The 16151-nt window shown below is 64.9% G+C and carries 13 protein-coding genes; 2 read left to right on the forward strand and 11 right to left on the reverse strand.

The features are described from left to right. Window positions 1-47 precede the first annotated feature (47 nt). Window positions 48-866 carry an SDR family oxidoreductase gene (locus Q8S60_RS15755; protein ID WP_305276260.1) on the forward strand — a complete coding sequence of 273 codons (819 nt, stop codon included), beginning with the start codon at window positions 48-50 and terminating at the stop codon, window positions 864-866. 25 nt (window positions 867-891) lie between these two features. On the opposite strand, the gene Q8S60_RS15760 is transcribed toward Q8S60_RS15755, so the two are convergent. The 8 genes from Q8S60_RS15760 to Q8S60_RS15795 form a co-directional block, all read right to left on the reverse strand. After that, complete coding sequence (locus Q8S60_RS15760; RefSeq protein ID WP_305276259.1) at window positions 892-1629, reverse strand: cell wall hydrolase; 738 nt, start codon at window positions 1627-1629, stop codon at window positions 892-894. 456 nt (window positions 1630-2085) lie between these two features. Beyond that, on the reverse strand, window positions 2086-4785 hold the full coding sequence (ppdK, locus tag Q8S60_RS15765) for a pyruvate, phosphate dikinase (protein WP_305276258.1): 2700 nt from the start codon (window positions 4783-4785) through the stop codon (window positions 2086-2088). Window positions 4786-4945: 160 nt separating this feature from the next. Beyond that, on the reverse strand, window positions 4946-7120 hold the full coding sequence (gene glyS / locus Q8S60_RS15770) for a glycine--tRNA ligase subunit beta (RefSeq protein ID WP_305276256.1): 2175 nt from the start codon (window positions 7118-7120) through the stop codon (window positions 4946-4948). Beyond that, window positions 7117-8010 (reverse strand): glycine--tRNA ligase subunit alpha, encoded by an 894-nt coding sequence (locus Q8S60_RS15775; RefSeq protein ID WP_305276254.1) that lies wholly within the window; start codon window positions 8008-8010, stop codon window positions 7117-7119. Before Q8S60_RS15775 ends, glyS begins: the two co-directional genes overlap by 4 nt. 164 nt (window positions 8011-8174) lie before the next feature. Then, window positions 8175-8375, reverse strand: coding sequence for a hypothetical protein (locus tag Q8S60_RS15780; protein WP_305276253.1), 201 nt, complete (start codon window positions 8373-8375; stop codon window positions 8175-8177). Window positions 8376-8420: 45 nt separating this feature from the next. Continuing rightward, window positions 8421-9323 carry a S49 family peptidase gene (locus Q8S60_RS15785; RefSeq protein ID WP_305276252.1) on the reverse strand — a complete coding sequence of 301 codons (903 nt, stop codon included), beginning with the start codon at window positions 9321-9323 and terminating at the stop codon, window positions 8421-8423. A gap of 41 nt (window positions 9324-9364) precedes the next feature. Next, on the reverse strand, window positions 9365-10147 hold the full coding sequence (locus Q8S60_RS15790; protein ID WP_305276251.1) for a tRNA1(Val) (adenine(37)-N6)-methyltransferase: 783 nt from the start codon (window positions 10145-10147) through the stop codon (window positions 9365-9367). Beyond that, window positions 10144-10359: a DUF2007 domain-containing protein gene (locus Q8S60_RS15795; RefSeq protein WP_305276250.1), complete on the reverse strand. Its 216-nt coding sequence runs from the start codon at window positions 10357-10359 to the stop codon at window positions 10144-10146. Before Q8S60_RS15795 ends, Q8S60_RS15790 begins: the two co-directional genes overlap by 4 nt. Before the next feature lie 225 nt (window positions 10360-10584). Between Q8S60_RS15795 and Q8S60_RS15800 the strand changes: the two genes are divergently transcribed. Continuing rightward, window positions 10585-11604: a polyprenyl synthetase family protein gene (locus Q8S60_RS15800; RefSeq protein ID WP_305276248.1), complete on the forward strand. Its 1020-nt coding sequence runs from the start codon at window positions 10585-10587 to the stop codon at window positions 11602-11604. Here the strand turns inward: Q8S60_RS15800 and Q8S60_RS15805 are convergent. The 3 genes from Q8S60_RS15805 to Q8S60_RS15815 all read right to left on the reverse strand — a co-directional run bounded on the left by Q8S60_RS15805 (window position 11601) and on the right by Q8S60_RS15815 (window position 16089). After that, the gene (locus Q8S60_RS15805; protein WP_305276247.1) at window positions 11601-12473 is read right to left on the reverse strand and encodes a 4-(cytidine 5'-diphospho)-2-C-methyl-D-erythritol kinase; all 873 of its coding nucleotides are present in this window, start codon (window positions 12471-12473) and stop codon (window positions 11601-11603) included. The genes Q8S60_RS15800 and Q8S60_RS15805 overlap by 4 nt on opposite strands. A 4-nt stretch (window positions 12474-12477) precedes the next feature. Continuing rightward, window positions 12478-14202 (reverse strand): tetratricopeptide repeat protein, encoded by a 1725-nt coding sequence (locus tag Q8S60_RS15810; protein WP_305325494.1) that lies wholly within the window; start codon window positions 14200-14202, stop codon window positions 12478-12480. 213 nt (window positions 14203-14415) lie between these two features. Next, the gene (locus tag Q8S60_RS15815) at window positions 14416-16089 is read right to left on the reverse strand and encodes an electron transfer flavoprotein-ubiquinone oxidoreductase (RefSeq protein WP_305276245.1); all 1674 of its coding nucleotides are present in this window, start codon (window positions 16087-16089) and stop codon (window positions 14416-14418) included. Window positions 16090-16151: the final 62 nt, after the last annotated feature.

Raw genomic sequence — 16151 nt, forward strand, 5'->3', positions numbered from 1 at the left:
CGCTAGACTGCGGTCCATCGAAACCACAGAAGCGGCGGGAGGCTCTCATGGGACAGGCGAACGGGCGGCAGAGCATTTTCATCACAGGCGCGGCCTCGGGCATGGGGCTCGAGACGGCGCGGCTTTTTCATGCGAAGGGCTGGTTCGTCGGTTGTTTCGACGTCAACGGCGTCGGCCTTGCGGCGCTTGAAAAGGAACTCGGCCCCGACAATTGCTTCGTGCGCAAACTCGATGTTACCGACAAGGCAGCCTATGACGCCGTCGTCGCCGAATTCGGCGAGGCGACGGGCGGCAAGCTCGACCTCCTCTTCAACAATGCGGGCATCGGCAAGGGCGGGCTCTTCGAACAGATGCCGTTCGAGGACATCATGGCCGTGGTGAATGTGAATTTCGTCGGCGTGCTGAACGGGATTTATGCGGCGCTGCCGCTTCTGAAGGCGACGGAGAATTCGCTCTGCTTCACCACGTCCTCATCCTCCGCCACCTACGGCATGCCGGGCATCGCCGTCTATTCGGCAACGAAGCATGCGGTGAAGGGGCTGACCGAAGCGCTCTCCATCGAATTCCGCCTGATCGGCGTGCGCGCGGCGGATGTGTTGCCGGGTCTTATCGACACGCCGATCCTGCCGGAAGGCACGGCCGCGAACGCACCCAAGGAAGGCATGTTCCGCGCGATCCCGCCGGTCGAGGTTGCGAAGGTCGTGTGGGAGGCTTACGGCTCGGACAAGTTGCACTGGTTCGTGCCGCCGGAGCTTGTGGAACTCGACAAGGCGGCGGGCAACGCGCCGGAGCTGGTGCGCGAGCAGATCGCGACGACGGGGCCCATCGCCGCGCTGTTCAAGGAAATGGAAGCCGCAAAGGGCTGAGCGCTTCGCCGGGCCGTACCGAAGGTCAGGACTTACCTTCGGTGCGTGCCGGGCGATAGAAGATGTGACGGCCGATCTTCTTGACCTCCACCATGCTCGACGCCCAGTAAGGCTGCACATAGTCGGCGTGGTAGAACATGGCCGGGGCAAGCGTCGTGTCGATATCCCGGCCCATCGTCACATATTGCGCCGTGCGGCGCGCCTTCGCCCAGGCACGGCGTTCATTCGGCAGTTTGTTCAGCTTGCCGTCGCAGGTGAACGAGAACTGGCAGCCGGTCTTGCGGCTCGCGCCCTGATAGACGACGCCGCAAATGCTGTCCGGGTAGTTCGCCGAGCCGACGCGGTTGAGGATCACGCGCGCAACCGCGAGCTGGCCCTCGGTCGACTCGCCCCGCGCCTCGAAATAGATGCCGGCGGCGAGGCAGCGGCGTTCCTCTTCCAGCATGCGTGCCTTCAGTTGCACCAGAGGCGTGTCCACGTCCATCGGCACGCCGGGCGAGGGAAGAATGATGCTGGCGTTCTGCACATGGGCATCGAACATCTGACCGTCGCCCGCGAAGGCGCCCGCCAGATCGCGGCCGTGAGACGGCGCATAGGCGATCATGGGTGCTGCATTGCGGAGGGGTTCGACCTGCGGCGTCGGCGTCGCCATGGCGCTGAGAACGGTGCCTGAGACCACACCGAGGCACACGAGAGCCGCAGCCGTCTGGGCAGCACCGCCGACAATGTGGCCCAGGTCGAGCCATTGAAACAATTTACGCATCGTTCTCTAAACCGTCTGCTTTGTTGTTCTTGCAGTCCCCTAGGCGTCCCCTTTAGGGAAATCGCCCGGCTCCTTTGGGGGAGCCTTTTCGAGGCCTGTCGGACAGCACCGCTATAAACGTGCCAGAGCCCGATGCCGCATCGACACCTGGGCAATCACTACCCGTTAATCAGTGAAACGGAGGTAGCATGTGGATTCCGGCGCAACAATGTCCGAATTGCGGCAGTATTAGCGCGGAATGCTATGTCGTTGAGTAACAAGGGCTTTTACGGTGCGACAAAATGTAATGCAGTGTGATTATGGGTTATGTGCACGTGGTTAAATCGTGCCCCACGTCGCATTTCACACGACTCAAAGCGTTAATGAAATTGACTCAATTTCGTCATATATATTAATGCTCCGTACACGTTTTATCCCGATACGGGACAATCCGCATACGGAAAATAGCGTCGAGGCTCAGGCCGTGCCGCTTCCCTGCGCGGTGCCTCCCGCAACTGCGAGCGCCGATTGTGCGGCTGCGAGACGGGCGATCGGCACGCGATAGGGCGAGCAGGAGACGTAGGTGAGGCCGATCTCCTCGCAGAAAGCGATGGATGCCGGGTCGCCGCCATGTTCGCCGCAGATGCCGAGCTTGATATCGGGCCGCGCCGCCCTTCCCCGCTCCGCCGCGATGCGGACGAGCTCACCCACGCCGTCGATATCGAGCGAAACGAAGGGGTCCTGCGTCAGGATTTTCTTGCCCAGATAGTCGTTCATGAACTGTGCGGCGTCGTCGCGGCTGATGCCGAAGGTCGTCTGCGTCAGATCGTTGGTGCCGAATGAAAAGAATTCCGCCGACGAAGCGATTTCACGCGCCATCAGCGCCGCGCGCGGCAGCTCGATCATCGTGCCGACGGAATAGGCGAGTTTCACGCCCTGCTCCTTCTCGACCAGCGCCGCCACGGCAACGATGCGCGTCTTCAGGAAGTCGAGTTCGGCCTTCATGCCGACCAGCGGGATCATGATTTCAGGGATCACGGATGCGCCCGTCTCCTTCGCGGCGAGAAGCGCGCCTTCGAAGATCGCCCGCGCCTGCATTTCGTAAATCTCGGGATACGAAATGCCGAGGCGGCAGCCGCGATGACCGAGCATCGGGTTCGTCTCCGCGAGGTCGGCGAGGCGGCGCGCCAGCTTGTCGGCCGGAATGCCGGTGTCCTTCGACACCTGCGCGATTTCCTCTTCGCCCTTCGGCAGGAATTCGTGCAGCGGCGGATCGAGCAGGCGGATCGTCACGGGCAGCCCTTGCATGATCTCGAAGAGCTGGCGGAAATCGTCGCGCTGCATCGGCAGGATTTTTTCAAGCGGCGCGACGCGGCCCTTCGGATCGTCGGCAAGGATCATCTGCCGCACGGCGACGATGCGATCCTCGTCGAAGAACATGTGCTCGGTACGGCAGAGACCGATGCCTTCGGCGCCGAACTTCCGCGCCGTCTCCGCGTCGTGCGGCGTCTCGGCATTGGTGCGCACCTCCATGCGGCGGTGCTTGTCCGCCCATGTCATCAGCGTCGCGAAATCGCCGGAGAGTTCGGGTTGCAGCGTCGGGATCTCGCCTTTGAGAACCTGTCCCGTCGAGCCGTCCACCGTGACGATGTCGCCCTTCTTCACGGTGACGCCCGCGGCGGTGAAAGTCTCGGTCTTGTAGTCGATGCGGATGGAGCCCGCGCCGGAGACGCAAGGCCGCCCCATGCCGCGCGCGACGACGGCCGCGTGGCTCGTCATGCCGCCGCGCGTCGTCAGGATCGCGACGGCGGAGTGCATCCCGTTGATGTCTTCCGGGCTCGTCTCGACGCGCACGAGCACGACATCCTTGCCCGCCTGCCGCATGGCGGCGGCTTCGTCGGAATTGAAGACGACCGCGCCCGAGGCCGCGCCGGGCGATGCGGGCAGGCCCGTCGCCAGAACATCGCGCGGCGCGTCGGGGTCGAGCGTCGGATGCAGCAACTGGTCGAGCGAGGCGGGATCGACGCGGCCGATGGCCGTTTTCTCGTCGATGAGCCCCTCGCCCACCATCTCGACGGCGATCTTCAATGCCGCTTTCGCCGTGCGCTTGCCCGCGCGCGTCTGCAGCATCCAGAGCTTGCCTTCCTGCACCGTGAATTCGACATCCTGCATGTCGCGGTAATGCTTCTCCAGGCGCTCGAACACGGCGGCGAGTTCGGTGAAGGCGGCGGGCATCGCTTCTTCCATCGAGGGCTTCTTGTCGTTGCCTTCGAGGCGCGCCTTTTTGGTCAGGCTTTGCGGCGTGCGGATACCGGCGACCACGTCCTCGCCTTGAGCGTTCACAAGGAACTCGCCGTAATAGGCTTTCTCGCCGGTCGAGGGATTGCGCGTGAAGGCGACGCCGGTCGCGCTCGTGTCGCCCATATTGCCGAACACCATCGCCTGGATGTTGACGGCGGTGCCCCAGCTTTCGGGAATGTTGTGCAGGCGGCGATAGGTTTCCGCGCGGCGGTTGCGCCACGAGCCGAAGACCGCGTCGATCGCGCCCCAGATCTGTTCGTTCACATCCTGCGGGAAGGGCTTGCCCAGTTCTTCCTGCACGCGCTCCTTGTAGCGCGCGATGACGTTCTTCCAGTCGTCGGCGGAAAGCTCCGTGTCGAGCGCGTATTCCTGCTCTTCCTTGAAATACTCCAGTATCTCTTCGAAGTTGTGATGCTCGACCCCGAGCACCACGTCGGAATACATCGAGATGAAGCGGCGATAGCTGTCATAGGCGAAGCGTTCGTCGCCCGCGCGCTTGCCGAGGCCCGCCGCCGTCTCGTCGTTGAGGCCGAGGTTCAGCACCGTGTCCATCATGCCCGGCATGGAGGCGCGCGCGCCGGAGCGCACGGAAACGAGGAGCGGGTTCGCGGGATCGCCGAAATGCGCGCCGACCGACGCGCCGATATCGGCGAGCGCCTTCTCGACCTGTTCCTTCAGTCCGGCGGGGAAGGCACGGTCGTTTTCATAAAAGGCGGTGCAGACTTCCGTGGTGATGGTGAAGCCGGGCGGCACCGGCAGACCGATATTCGACATCTCGGCGAGGTTCGCGCCCTTGCCGCCCAGCAGATCGCGCAACGACGCCGCGCCTTCCGCCTTGCCGTCACCGAAGGAATAAACCCACTTCTTCTCAGCCATCGCACTCGCCTTTGGTTTGAGCCTTTGTCCGGACCGCCAAGCCCAAACAACCTGTCTTGCCCGGACTTGATCCGGGCATCCAGGGCCGTTTGCTCAGAGCTTTGTTACCCTGGATTGCCGGGTCAAGCCCGGCAAAGACGAACATAGGAAAGCCGGGGGCCTACCCCTCGACCTTCGAAAAATCCGCGACCTCGTGCAAGGCCGCGCGAATCTGCGCCAGAAGCTTCAGCCGGTTCGCGCGGAGCTTTGCGTCGTCGGCATTCACCGTCACCTTCTCGAAGAAGGCATCGACGGGCGCGCGGAGCTTCGCAAGCGCCGACATGGCGGCGGCGAAGTCTTCCCTGGCGACGGCGGCTTTCGCCTCCGTCGTCGCGGCTTCGATGGCGGCGCCCAGCGCCTTTTCCTCGTCCTGCGCGAAGAGCGATGCGTCCGGCGCGGCGTTAAACGCGCCCTCGCCGTCCTTCTTCTCTTCGATGCGAAGAATGTTCACCGCACGCTTGTAGCCCGCGAGCAAGTTCTTGCCGTCCTCGGTCGCCAGAAACTCCGACAGCGCCTCGACGCGCTTCACGATGAGGACAAGATCGTCCTGGACTTGGCCAAGCTCGTTCAATGAGAATACTGCGTCGACGAGATCATGCCTTGCCCCACGATCACGCAAATAGACTTTCAGGCGGTCGGCGAAGAAGGCGAGAAGATCATGGACCATGAGCTCCACGCCACTGGGATACGATGGGTCGACGATTACATCCTCACCGCTGAATTCCATCGCGGTTGCCAGCTTTCCTTGTGTCAGCCAGCTCTGAAAACTCAAACCCCGGAGACTCCATTGCACAGCTTCCGCCACAACTATCCTTAGAAGCGGAACTCTAAGTTCACCTTCCAGAATAATGCGAATGATACCGAGAGCGGCGCGACGTAGTGCGTAAGGATCCTTCGAGCCCGTTGGCTTCTCCTCGATGACCCAAAAACCGACAAGCGTGTCGACCTTGTCGGCGAGCGCAACTGCCTTGCCAAGCGGCGTCGAGGGCACGTCGTCGGTGGGACCGACGGGCGAATAATGCTCTGCGATAGCGTGGGCGATGCCGTCGTCGAGTCCGTCATTGCGTGCATAGTAGGCGCCCATGAGGCCCTGCAGTTCCGGGAACTCGCCGACCATGCCGGTGGTGAGGTCGGCCTTGGCGAGTTCGCCTGCGACACGCGCCTTTTCTGCCGCGGCACCTCGGACGAAAGGCGCAAGCGACTTGGCGAGCTTGCCGATGCGCATGGCCTTGTCGTGCACCGTGCCGAGCTTCGCGTGGAAGACGACCTCTTGCAGCTTCGGCAGACGGCTCGTCAGCGTCTGCTTGCGATCCTGATCCCAGAGGAAGCGCGCATCGGCGAAGCGGGCGCGGAGGACGCGCTCGTTGCCGTTGACGATGGCCTTGCCGCCGTCTTCCGCTTCGAGGTTGGCGATCACGACGAAGCGCGGCGCGAGCTTCCCCGTCTTGTCATGGAGCGCAAAATATTTCTGGTTCGCGCGCATGGTGCTGGTCAGCACTTCCTGCGGCACGGACATGAATTCGTCGTCGATGCGGCCGATCAGCGGCACGGGCCATTCGACAAGGCCCGCCACTTCATGCAGCAGCGCCTCGTCCTCGACCAGCACGAGACCTTCGGCCTCCGCCAGCGCCCTTGCGCCATCATGGATGAAATGCGCGCGCTTCGCCGGGTCGAGCACGACCTTCGCATCGAGCAGTTTCATCTCGTAGTCGGCAAAATCCGTCACCGCGAAAGCATCCGGCGCCATGAAGCGGTGACCGCGCGTCGCGTTGCCGGATTTGATGCCGTCGATCTCGAAATTCACCACCTTGCCGCCGAGCAGGCAGAGGATCGAATGCAGCGGCCGCACCCAGCGCAACGTGCCGGCGCCCCAGCGCATCGACTTCGGCCAGGGGAAGGCGCGGATGACGGCGGGGACGATTTCGGCGATCAGCGCGCCCGTGTCGCGGCCCTGTCTCTCGGTGACGGCGACATAGAAGGCGCCCTTCTTGTCTTCCCGCACCGTCGCTTCGTCGATGCTCGCGAGGCCCGCCGCGCGCAGGAAGCCGTCGATCGCCTGTTGCGGCGCGCCGACTTTCGGGCCCTTTCGCTCTTCCTTCACATCCGGCGTCTTGTCGGGCAGTCCGTCGATCACCAGCGTCAACCGGCGCGGCGTCGCGAAGGCGCGTGCATTCCTGCCCTCGACACCTGCCGCCTTCAGCGCGTCGGTGACGAGACGCACGAGGTCCTCGCCCGCACGCTTCTGCATGCGGGCCGGGATTTCCTCGGAGAAAAGTTCGAGAAGCAGCTCGCTCATTCCGCGCCCCCCGCCGGCGTCTTCAGCCAGGCTTCGGCGCAGGCTTTCGCCAGCGCGCGGACGCGGCCGATATAGGCCTGCCGTTCGGTGACCGAGATCACGCCGCGCGCATCGAGCAGATTGAAATTGTGGCTCGCCTTGATGACCTGGTCATAGGCCGGCAGCGTCAGCGGCGTGTCGCGATCCAGAAGCGCGGCGCATTCCTTCTCCGCGTCCTCGAAATGACGGAACAGCATTTCCGTGTTCGCCGCCTCGAAGTTGTGCGCGGAATATTCGACCTCCGCCTGATGGAAGACGTCGCCATAGGTGACGCGGTCGGCACCCGTCGCGCCGTTGAAGTCGAGTTCGTAGCCGTTATCGACGCCCTGGATGTACATGGCGAGGCGTTCGAGGCCGTAGGTGAGTTCGCCGGAGACGGGCGAGCAGTCGAAGCCGCCGACCTGCTGGAAATAGGTGAACTGCGAGACTTCCATGCCGTCGCACCAGACTTCCCAGCCCAGCCCCCAGGCGCCCAGCGTCGGGCTTTCCCAGTCGTCCTCGACGAAGCGGATGTCGTGGTTCCGCGCATCGACGCCCAGCTCTTCGAGGCTTTCGAGATAAAGCTCCTGAAGATTGTCCGGGTTCGGCTTCAGGATCACCTGAAACTGGTAATAGTGCTGGAAGCGGTTCGGGTTCTCGCCATAGCGGCCGTCCGTCGGGCGGCGCGAGGGCTGCACATAGGCCGCCTTCCAGGGCTTGGGGCCGAGCGCGCGCAAGGTCGTCGCCGGATGAAACGTGCCCGCGCCCATCGACATGTCGTAGGGCTGCAGGATGACGCAGCCCTGCCGCGCCCAATAGGCCTGCAGTTTCAGGATCAAAGACTGAAATGAATTGTCGGGCTTCGCCGTCATTTTGGCCTGTCGCGTGTCGCGCCTCTCAGGCTCGGCTCAGCATGCGGGCCGGGCGGCGGGCGCCGCCCCTGAAGGCGCGCGCAAGGTAGCCGCCAGCCCCCTTAGGGTCAAGCAAGCGGATTTGCCGCCAAGCGACGGGAATCACAGGATATTCAGGGCCGCGCTCAGCGGTCGCGGCGGCTGTGCTCCGGCACGTAGATGCCGTCGCCGGCATCGCGCAGCGTGCCGAGATCGCGCGGCTCTACCCGGCGGTGGCTTCGCGCGCGGGCGAAAGCCTCGCGCTGGCGTTCGGCCGCGCGGGTCAGGGCATTGTAGGCCGCATAGCAGGCCGCGATGAACACGGCTGCAAAGACGATCTTCGTCATGTCATCGTCCTCTCAACTACCGGAACTCATGCCCCGGACACCCCATTAAAGGCCAAAACGGCCCCAAAGGGAACGCCTCTCGGCTGCGGCGATCAGTCCCTCGCCTATTTGTGATGCGAATCCGGCCCCGAAACCCTGAAAAGCGCCGTCGAATCGGCTGGAAGCGATGCCGCCGCCGGGCCGCCACCAGGGCGTGCGCGGCGAGACGAGCTTCAGCTTCACGTCCTTGCCGAAGAGGTCGCGCATCTTGCCCCGGAGGTCGGCCACCCCGTCGATGAGGCCGCGTTCGAGCGCGCCGGACGCCGCCCAGAACTCGCCGGAGAAGATCGCCGGGTCGTCGGCCTTGAGGCGTTCGCCGCGCGCGTCCCGCACGAGCTTCTTGAAGTTCTCGTGGACATCGAGCTGCAGCGCGAGGAGCCGCTTCACGTCCTCTTCCTTTTCCGGCTGGAAGGGATCGAGCATCGCCTTGCTCTCGCCGGCCGTGTGGACGCGGCGCTCGACGCCGAGCTTGTCGATCAGGCCGGTGAAACCGAAGCCCGCCGAGACGACGCCGATCGAGCCCACGATCGAGCTTTCATCGGCATAAATCTCGTCGGCCGCGCAGGCGATCATGTAGCCGCCCGACGCCGCCACGTCTTCGGCGAAGGCGTAGACCGGCAGGCTCTTCTCCTCCGCCAGCGCGCGGATGCGCTTGTAGATGAGCGAGGACTGCACCGGCGAGCCGCCGGGCGAATTGACGATCAGCGCCACCGCCTTCACGCCGCGCATGGAGAAGGCCGCTTCGAGCGGCCCGGCGACACCCGCGAGGTTGAGCCCGCCGCGCAGCGGTTGCGATGGGCCGATGGTGCCCGAAAGCCGCACCACGGCGACCACCGGCTTCGGCTGCCAGTCCGGCGCGATGCGGGTACGGAGAGGGCTCGGGAGATAGGGAGCGATGAGGTTTTTCATAAGACCATAGATAGGAGGGCGGCACGCCTGCGGCAAGAAGCCTAGGCCACCGGTTGATCGAGCAGCAGCGCCTCGCCGCCCCGGAGCAGCGCTTCCGTCCGGTCGGTGAAGCGCCCGTCGCGGCCATGCAGCACGAGGCCGGAGCGGAGCGTGAGCGGCGCGCGGGAGCCGCGAATGCCCCGCACGAGGACGCGCGTGGCGGGTTTTCCCGCCGCCGGCCAGAGCGGAAAAATCTCGATTCCGCCAAGGTGGCCCGTCATCGCGGCAAGCAGCGCGGCCAGCGCGTCGGCGCGGTGGATGAAGGTGACCGTGCCCTTCGGCCGCGCCATCACGCAGGCGAAGCGCACCCAGTCGTCGAGGTCGGAGCCGAGCGTCAGGTGTGCCTGCGCCTTGCTCGCATCGGGCGGCGCCGGGCTCGTTGCCGGATCGTGAAACGGCGGATTGGCGAACACATGGTGCCAGCCGTTCGGCTCCAGCCCCATCGCCGCCAGGTCGCGCACCGGGCTGCCGATATCGCCTTCGAAGATGGAAACGCGCTCCGACAGCCCGTTGCGCGCGATGTTTTCGGATGCGAGGCGCACAAGCTCCGGTTGCAATTCGATGCCCGCCACATCAAGCCCGGTCACACGCGAGGCGAGGCAGAGGCTCGCGACGCCGACGCCCGCGCCCGCCTCCAGCGCACGTTCGCCCGCGCGCGCCGGCACCGAGGCCGCGAGCAGCACCGCGTCGAGCCCGGCACGGTAGCCCTTTTCCGGCTGCAGCAGTTTCAGCCTGCCGCCGAGAAATCCGTCATCGGTCGTGCCGTCATGCGTGGTGCCGCTCATCGCTCCTCGCCTCGTTTGACCTCGTCGAGAATTTTCCGCGCATCGTCGTAATCGTCATCGACCACCATGATACGCTTCGGCAGAATGCCAAGCGAGCCTTCCATCAGGCTCATATGCATGTCCATCTGGAAGGGTTCGATGCCCGCTTCCTCCAGCCTGTGCACCAGATAGGAAACGAGCACGGGATCGTTGGTACGAATCAATTCCTTCACGCTCTGCCTTTCCTCCACGCATGCTGAAATAGCCGGTGCGACATATGGCCGTCGGCCCTCAACAAGCCGTGAGTTTGCCGGTCGCCGTGGGTTTTCATCGTCCCTCCAGCCCTTGCCGCACAAGGGGGGTCAACCTATGCTCACTATGACGGCAGGATAACACAAGCCGTATGTGGAAAATCGGGCTCCGTCAAAGGGGCCCGCGCTCAGATTCAGGAGTGGCGAGTGGGCGTTGTTATACCCCTTGAGGAAGATCGCGGACGCGGCCAGAACGCCGTGGCGCAGCTTCAGGCCCTGGTGGCGACGGAAATGGAAGCCGTCAACGAATTCATCCGTGAGCGGATGGCTTCGGAAGTGCCGATGGTGCCTGAGCTGGCGAGCCACCTCATCAATTCGGGCGGCAAGCGTCTGCGCCCCATGCTCACCATCGCCGCCTCGCGGATTTGCGGCTACACGGGCACGGACCACATCAAGCTCGCGGCGACCGTCGAATTCCTCCACACCGCGACGCTCCTTCACGACGATGTCGTGGACGAGAGCGACATGCGGCGCGGCACAAAGACGGCGCGGATGCTCTGGGGCAATCAGGCGAGTGTGCTGGTCGGCGATTTCCTGCTCGGCCGCGCCTTCAAGCTGATGGTCGAAACGAAATCGCTGCGCGCCCTCGAAATCATCGCGGATGCCGCGTCGATCATCGCCGAGGGCGAGGTGATGCAGCTTGCCGCCGCCAAGGATACGGGCACGACGGAAGACGCCTATCTCCGGGTCATCCAGGCGAAAACAGCCGCGCTCTTTGCCGCGGCAACGGAAATCGGCGCCGTCATTTCCGGACGGAACGGCAGCGAGGCGGCGGCCCTCGAATCCTATGGCCGCAATCTCGGCATCGCCTTCCAGCTTGTCGACGATGCGCTGGACTATGGCGGCCGTGCGGCGGCGCTCGGCAAGAATGTCGGCGACGATTTCCGCGAGGGCAAGATCACGCTGCCCGTGGTGCTCGCCTTCCGGCGCGGCAACGCGGAGGAGCGCGCCTTCTGGGAACGCACGCTGCAGCAGGGCGACCGGCAGGAGGGCGACCTCGAACACGCCGTCAATCTCATGAACAAGCATGCGGCGCTCGAAGACACGATCCTGCGCGCGCGGCACTACGGTGCCATTGCGAACGATGCGCTCGCGATCTTCCCGGACAGTCCCTACCGGCAGGCGCTGACGGATCTCGTCGAGTTCTGCATCAACCGCAACCACTAGGCTCCGGCGGCACTTGCCTCCACCCACCAGTTGGGGTGCGCCGCCTTGAGCGTGCGCGCGACTTCGCGCGCCTCTTCCTCCCCCGGATAGATGCCGAAGCAGGTCGCGCCCGAGCCCGACATGCGCGAGAGCCGGCACTCGGCCGTCGATGCCATCGCCGTCAGCACTTCGCCGATTTCCGGGGCCAGCGCGCGGGCGGGCGCTTCGAGGTCGTTTCCCTCCGTCGTCAGCCAGGCGACGAGATCGCTCAGCGTAGCGAACGGCGGAGGCTGCGGATCGTCCGGCACGCCATCGAGCGCGGGGGCAGCGAGTTCGCGGAAGACGGCTGCCGTCGACAGCGCGACGCCCGGATTTACCAGCACAAGCCAGAAGCGTGGCAGCGCGGCAAGCGGCGCGAGGCTTTCGCCCCTGCCCCACATCAGCGCCGGACGCGACAGCAGGCACACAGGCACATCGGCGCCGAGCGTGGCGGCAATCCGCGCGAGCATCTTGTCGCCGGGCGCCACATGCCACAGTCTCGTCAGGGCCCGCAGCGCCGCCGCCGCATCCGCCGATCCGCCGCCGATGCCGGATGCAATGGGCAGGTTCTTTTCCAGCGTCAGATGCGCGCCGCCCATAAAGCCCGCCGCCTCACCCAGCGCTCGCGCCGCGCGCAATACGAGATTGTCCGCCTCGCCTTCCAGCGCGGCGGCAAAGGGCCCCGTGAGATCGAGTTTGAAATCGCCGGCCTCCCGCGCGGTCAGCCGGTCGCGGATGCCGGCGAAGACGACGAGGCTCTGCAATTCATGATAGCCGTCGGCGCGCTTGCCGAGAACGCGCAGCGTCAGGTTGATTTTCGCGCGTGCCTCTTCCGCGACCGGGCCGGACACGAGATCAGGAGCCCGCGGGCGCCGGCGCGGTCTTCTCGTTTTCGGCCTTCTCGGCGCTCTCGCCGGCTTCCAGTCCGAAATCGAGTTTCGTGCGCAGAATGTCCTCGCGCTTCTTCTCGGGTTCCAGCGCCAGCGCGTGACGCCACTGGAAGCGCGCCTCGATCTTGCGTCCAACCTTCCACAGCGCATCGCCGAGATGCTCGTTGATGGTCGGATCGCCCGGCTGCAATTCGGCGGCGCGTTCGAGGTATCTCACGGCGAGATCGTATTCGCCGAGCCGGTAGCGTGCCCAGCCGAGGCTGTCGACGATGAAGCCGTCGTTCGGACGGCGCTCGACCGCCTTCTCGATCATGGCGAGTGCCTCGTCGAGACGGTGGTGCTGCTCGATCCATGAATAGCCGAGATAATTGAGCACCAGCGGGTGTTCGTCGGAAAGTTCGAGCGCGAGCGTCAGGTCCGCCTCGGCCTTCTCCCATTCGCCGAGCCGTTCGGCACAAATGCCGCGCGCGTAATAAAGCGTCCAGTCGCGTTCGTCCGGCTCGCCCGACAGCGCAATGGCACGGTCGTACTGCACGGCGGCTTCGGCATATTTTTCCTTGGCGCGGTAGATGTCGCCCATCGCCACGTGAGGCTCGACGGCTTTCGGATCGTCCTTCGCCAGGCGCTCCAGAACGGAGATGGCCTCGGCCTCCTTGCCCAGCCGGTCGAGCGCCAGCGCCGACTGGATGCGCGCATTCATGTAGAGCGGCGTTCCCTTGCCGACCTTGCCATAAGCCGCAATGGCGTCGGCCCAGCGCTGCTGCGCCTCATAGGTACCGGCCAGCAGCGAGCGCGCGATGTCGAAATCGGGGCGCATGTAGAGCGCGAGGTTCAGGTAAAGCTCGGCGAGATTGCTCGATGTGTCGGTCGCAAGGGCACTGCCGAGCCCGTAAAGCGCCTCGGCCACGCCCTCCGCCGCGTCGGTCACGAGCGGCGGAGGCGTCTTGCCGGCATTGAGCTGCCGCAGTTCGTCTGCCGCCAGCGGATGCTCGGGCGAAAGCGCGAGGAAGCTCTCAAGCAGCGTGCGGGCATCGTCCGTGCGGCCATTGCGCGCGAGGTAGCTCGCATAGGCCTGGATCACGCGGATGCTGCCGCCGCCGCTCGTCTCCATCGCTTCCTGATAGGCTTTGCCCGCGCCTGCGGTGTCGCCGAGCACTTCGAGCATCAGGGCTTCGTGATAGGCGCGGAAAAGCGAGAAGGCCGCGCGGCCCTCGAAGGCGCCGAGCTTTTCGAGCGCCAGCGCCTTGTTGCCCTCGCCCGCCGCCGCCCAAGCGGAGGCGAGCACGCCGACAAGCGCGGTGAAGGGGCCGGGCGCCGCCTCCGCGATCTCGTCGCGCGCAGCCGCGTAGTTGCCGTTCTTCACGTCCGCCAGCGAAAGCGTGAGCCGCGCCATGCGCTGGCCGGGTTCGATCGCCACGAGCCGCTTCGCGAGCGGCACGGCGCGTTTCATGTCGCCCGCCGTCACCGCCGCCATGAAGGCGCGTTCCAGAATGATGGGATCGTTCGGCTGGTCCTTCAGCGCGACGTCGTAGAAGGCGGCGGCTTCGCTGTTATCGTTGACCGACGCCGCATGCCGCCCCGCCAGATAGGCGCCATAAGGGCTTTCGGACTTGCTGGTGGAGAAAAGGCCGCCCGAAAACCCGCTCGTGCCGGCGCAGCCGCTCAGGCTTGCGCCGAGCACCGTCAGCATCGCAGCGAGGAAAGCCCCTCTCCTCAAACGCAGGACCGGCGTTCCACGGGCAAACGCCGTAACGACACACATCATCTAGGGGCCTGGCCTCCGAGCCTCGGGGATCGGCCCGCCGACGCGGCGGACCGTCACCACACTATATAAAAGCGGACCCGGGATATAGTTGCGACAGGCCTCCGCCGCACTCATCGTCGCGGTTTCGGCACCGAATTCTCACATATTCGGGTAATTCGGGCCGCCGCCGCCCTCCGGCACGGTCCAGTTGATGTTCTGGGCCGGGTCCTTGATGTCGCAGGTCTTGCAGTGGACGCAGTTCTGCGCGTTGATCTGGAAGCGCGGATTGGCGCCGTCGGCGTCCCGCACCACCTCGTAGACGGCCGCCGGGCAGTAGCGCTGCGCGGGTTCGTCGTACATCGGCAGGTTGTAGGCAATCGGGATCGCGGGGTCCTTCAGCTTCAGGTGGACCGGCTGGTCTTCCTCGTGGTTCGTCGCCGAGAGGAACACCGACGAGAGCTTGTCGAAGGAAATCTTGCCGTCCGGCTTCGGATAGGCGATCGGCTTGCACTCGCTCGCCTTCTTGATCGACTCGTAGTCCGCCTTCTTGTGTCTCAGCGTGAAAGGCAGGCCCAGCCCGAGATTGTTCATCCACATGTCGACGGCGCCGAGGCCGATGCCGAAGAAGGTGCCGAGCTTCGACCAGAGCGGCTTCACGTTGCGGACGCGCTTCAGGTCCTTGTAGACCGCGCTCTTCTCATAGGCCTGCGTATAGGCGGTCAGTTCGTCGCCCTGACGTCCGTCCTTCACCGCCTCAAAGGCCGCTTCCGCACCCATAATGCCGGTCAGGATCGCGTTGTGGCTACCCTTGATGCGCGGCACATTGACGAAACCGGCCGAGCAGCCGATCAGCGCGCCGCCCGGGAAGACGAGCTTCGGCACGGACTGGAAACCGCCTTCGGTGATGGCGCGCGCGCCATAGGCGATGCGCTTGCCGCCGACGAATGTGTCGACGACCGACGGGTGATGCTTGAAGCGCTGGAATTCGTCGAAAGGCGAGAGATAGGGGTTCTTGTAGTTCAGGTGCAGCACGAAGCCGACGGAGACGAGGTTGTCGCCGAAGTGATAGAGGAACGAGCCGCCGCCGGTCGAGTTGTCGAGCGGCCAGCCCATCGTGTGCTGCACGAGGCCCTTGCGATGCTTCGCCGGGTCGATTTCCCAGAGTTCCTTCAGGCCGATGCCGAACTTCTGCGGCTCGCGGCCTTCGTCGAGCTTGAACTTGCGGATCAGCTCCTTCGAGAGCGAGCCGCGCACGCCTTCCGCGAACAGCGTGTACTTGCCGCGCAGTTCCATGCCCGGCGTGTAGCTGTCCTTGTGGCTGCCGTCGCGCGCCACGCCCATGTCGCCGGTCACGACGCCGCGTACGGAGCCGTCTTCCGCGTAGAGCACCTCGGCGCCCGGAAAGCCCGGATAGATTTCGACGCCCAGCGCCTCCGCCTGCTCGGCGAGCCAGCGGCACAGGTTGCCAAGGCTGCCGATATAATTGCCGTGATTGTTCATCAGCGGCGGGAACAGGATATTCGGAATGCGGATGCCGCCGGCGGGCCCGAGATAGATGAAGTGGTCGGCGGTCACCTGCGTGTCGAGCGGCGCGCCCTTTTCCCGCCAGTCCGGGATCAGCGTGTTGAGGCCGATCGGGTCGATCACCGCGCCCGAGAGGATATGCGCGCCGATTTCCGAGCCCTTTTCGATCACGCAGACCGAAATGTCGAAATCCTCTTCCGCCGCAAGCTGCCGCAGCCGGATCGCCGCCGACAGGCCGGCCGGGCCGCCGCCGACGATGACGACGTCATATTCCATGTATTCGCGTTCGACTGCCGCCTGGTCGCTCATATTTTTTCTCCCTGATCCGGCACGTCGGGCCTTCGCGCGCGCCGGATCGCCGCTAAAAACAG

Origin of the sequence: Parvibaculum sp. (genome assembly GCF_030694575.1) — a bacterium.
GTDB lineage: Bacteria > Pseudomonadota > Alphaproteobacteria > Parvibaculales > Parvibaculaceae > Parvibaculum.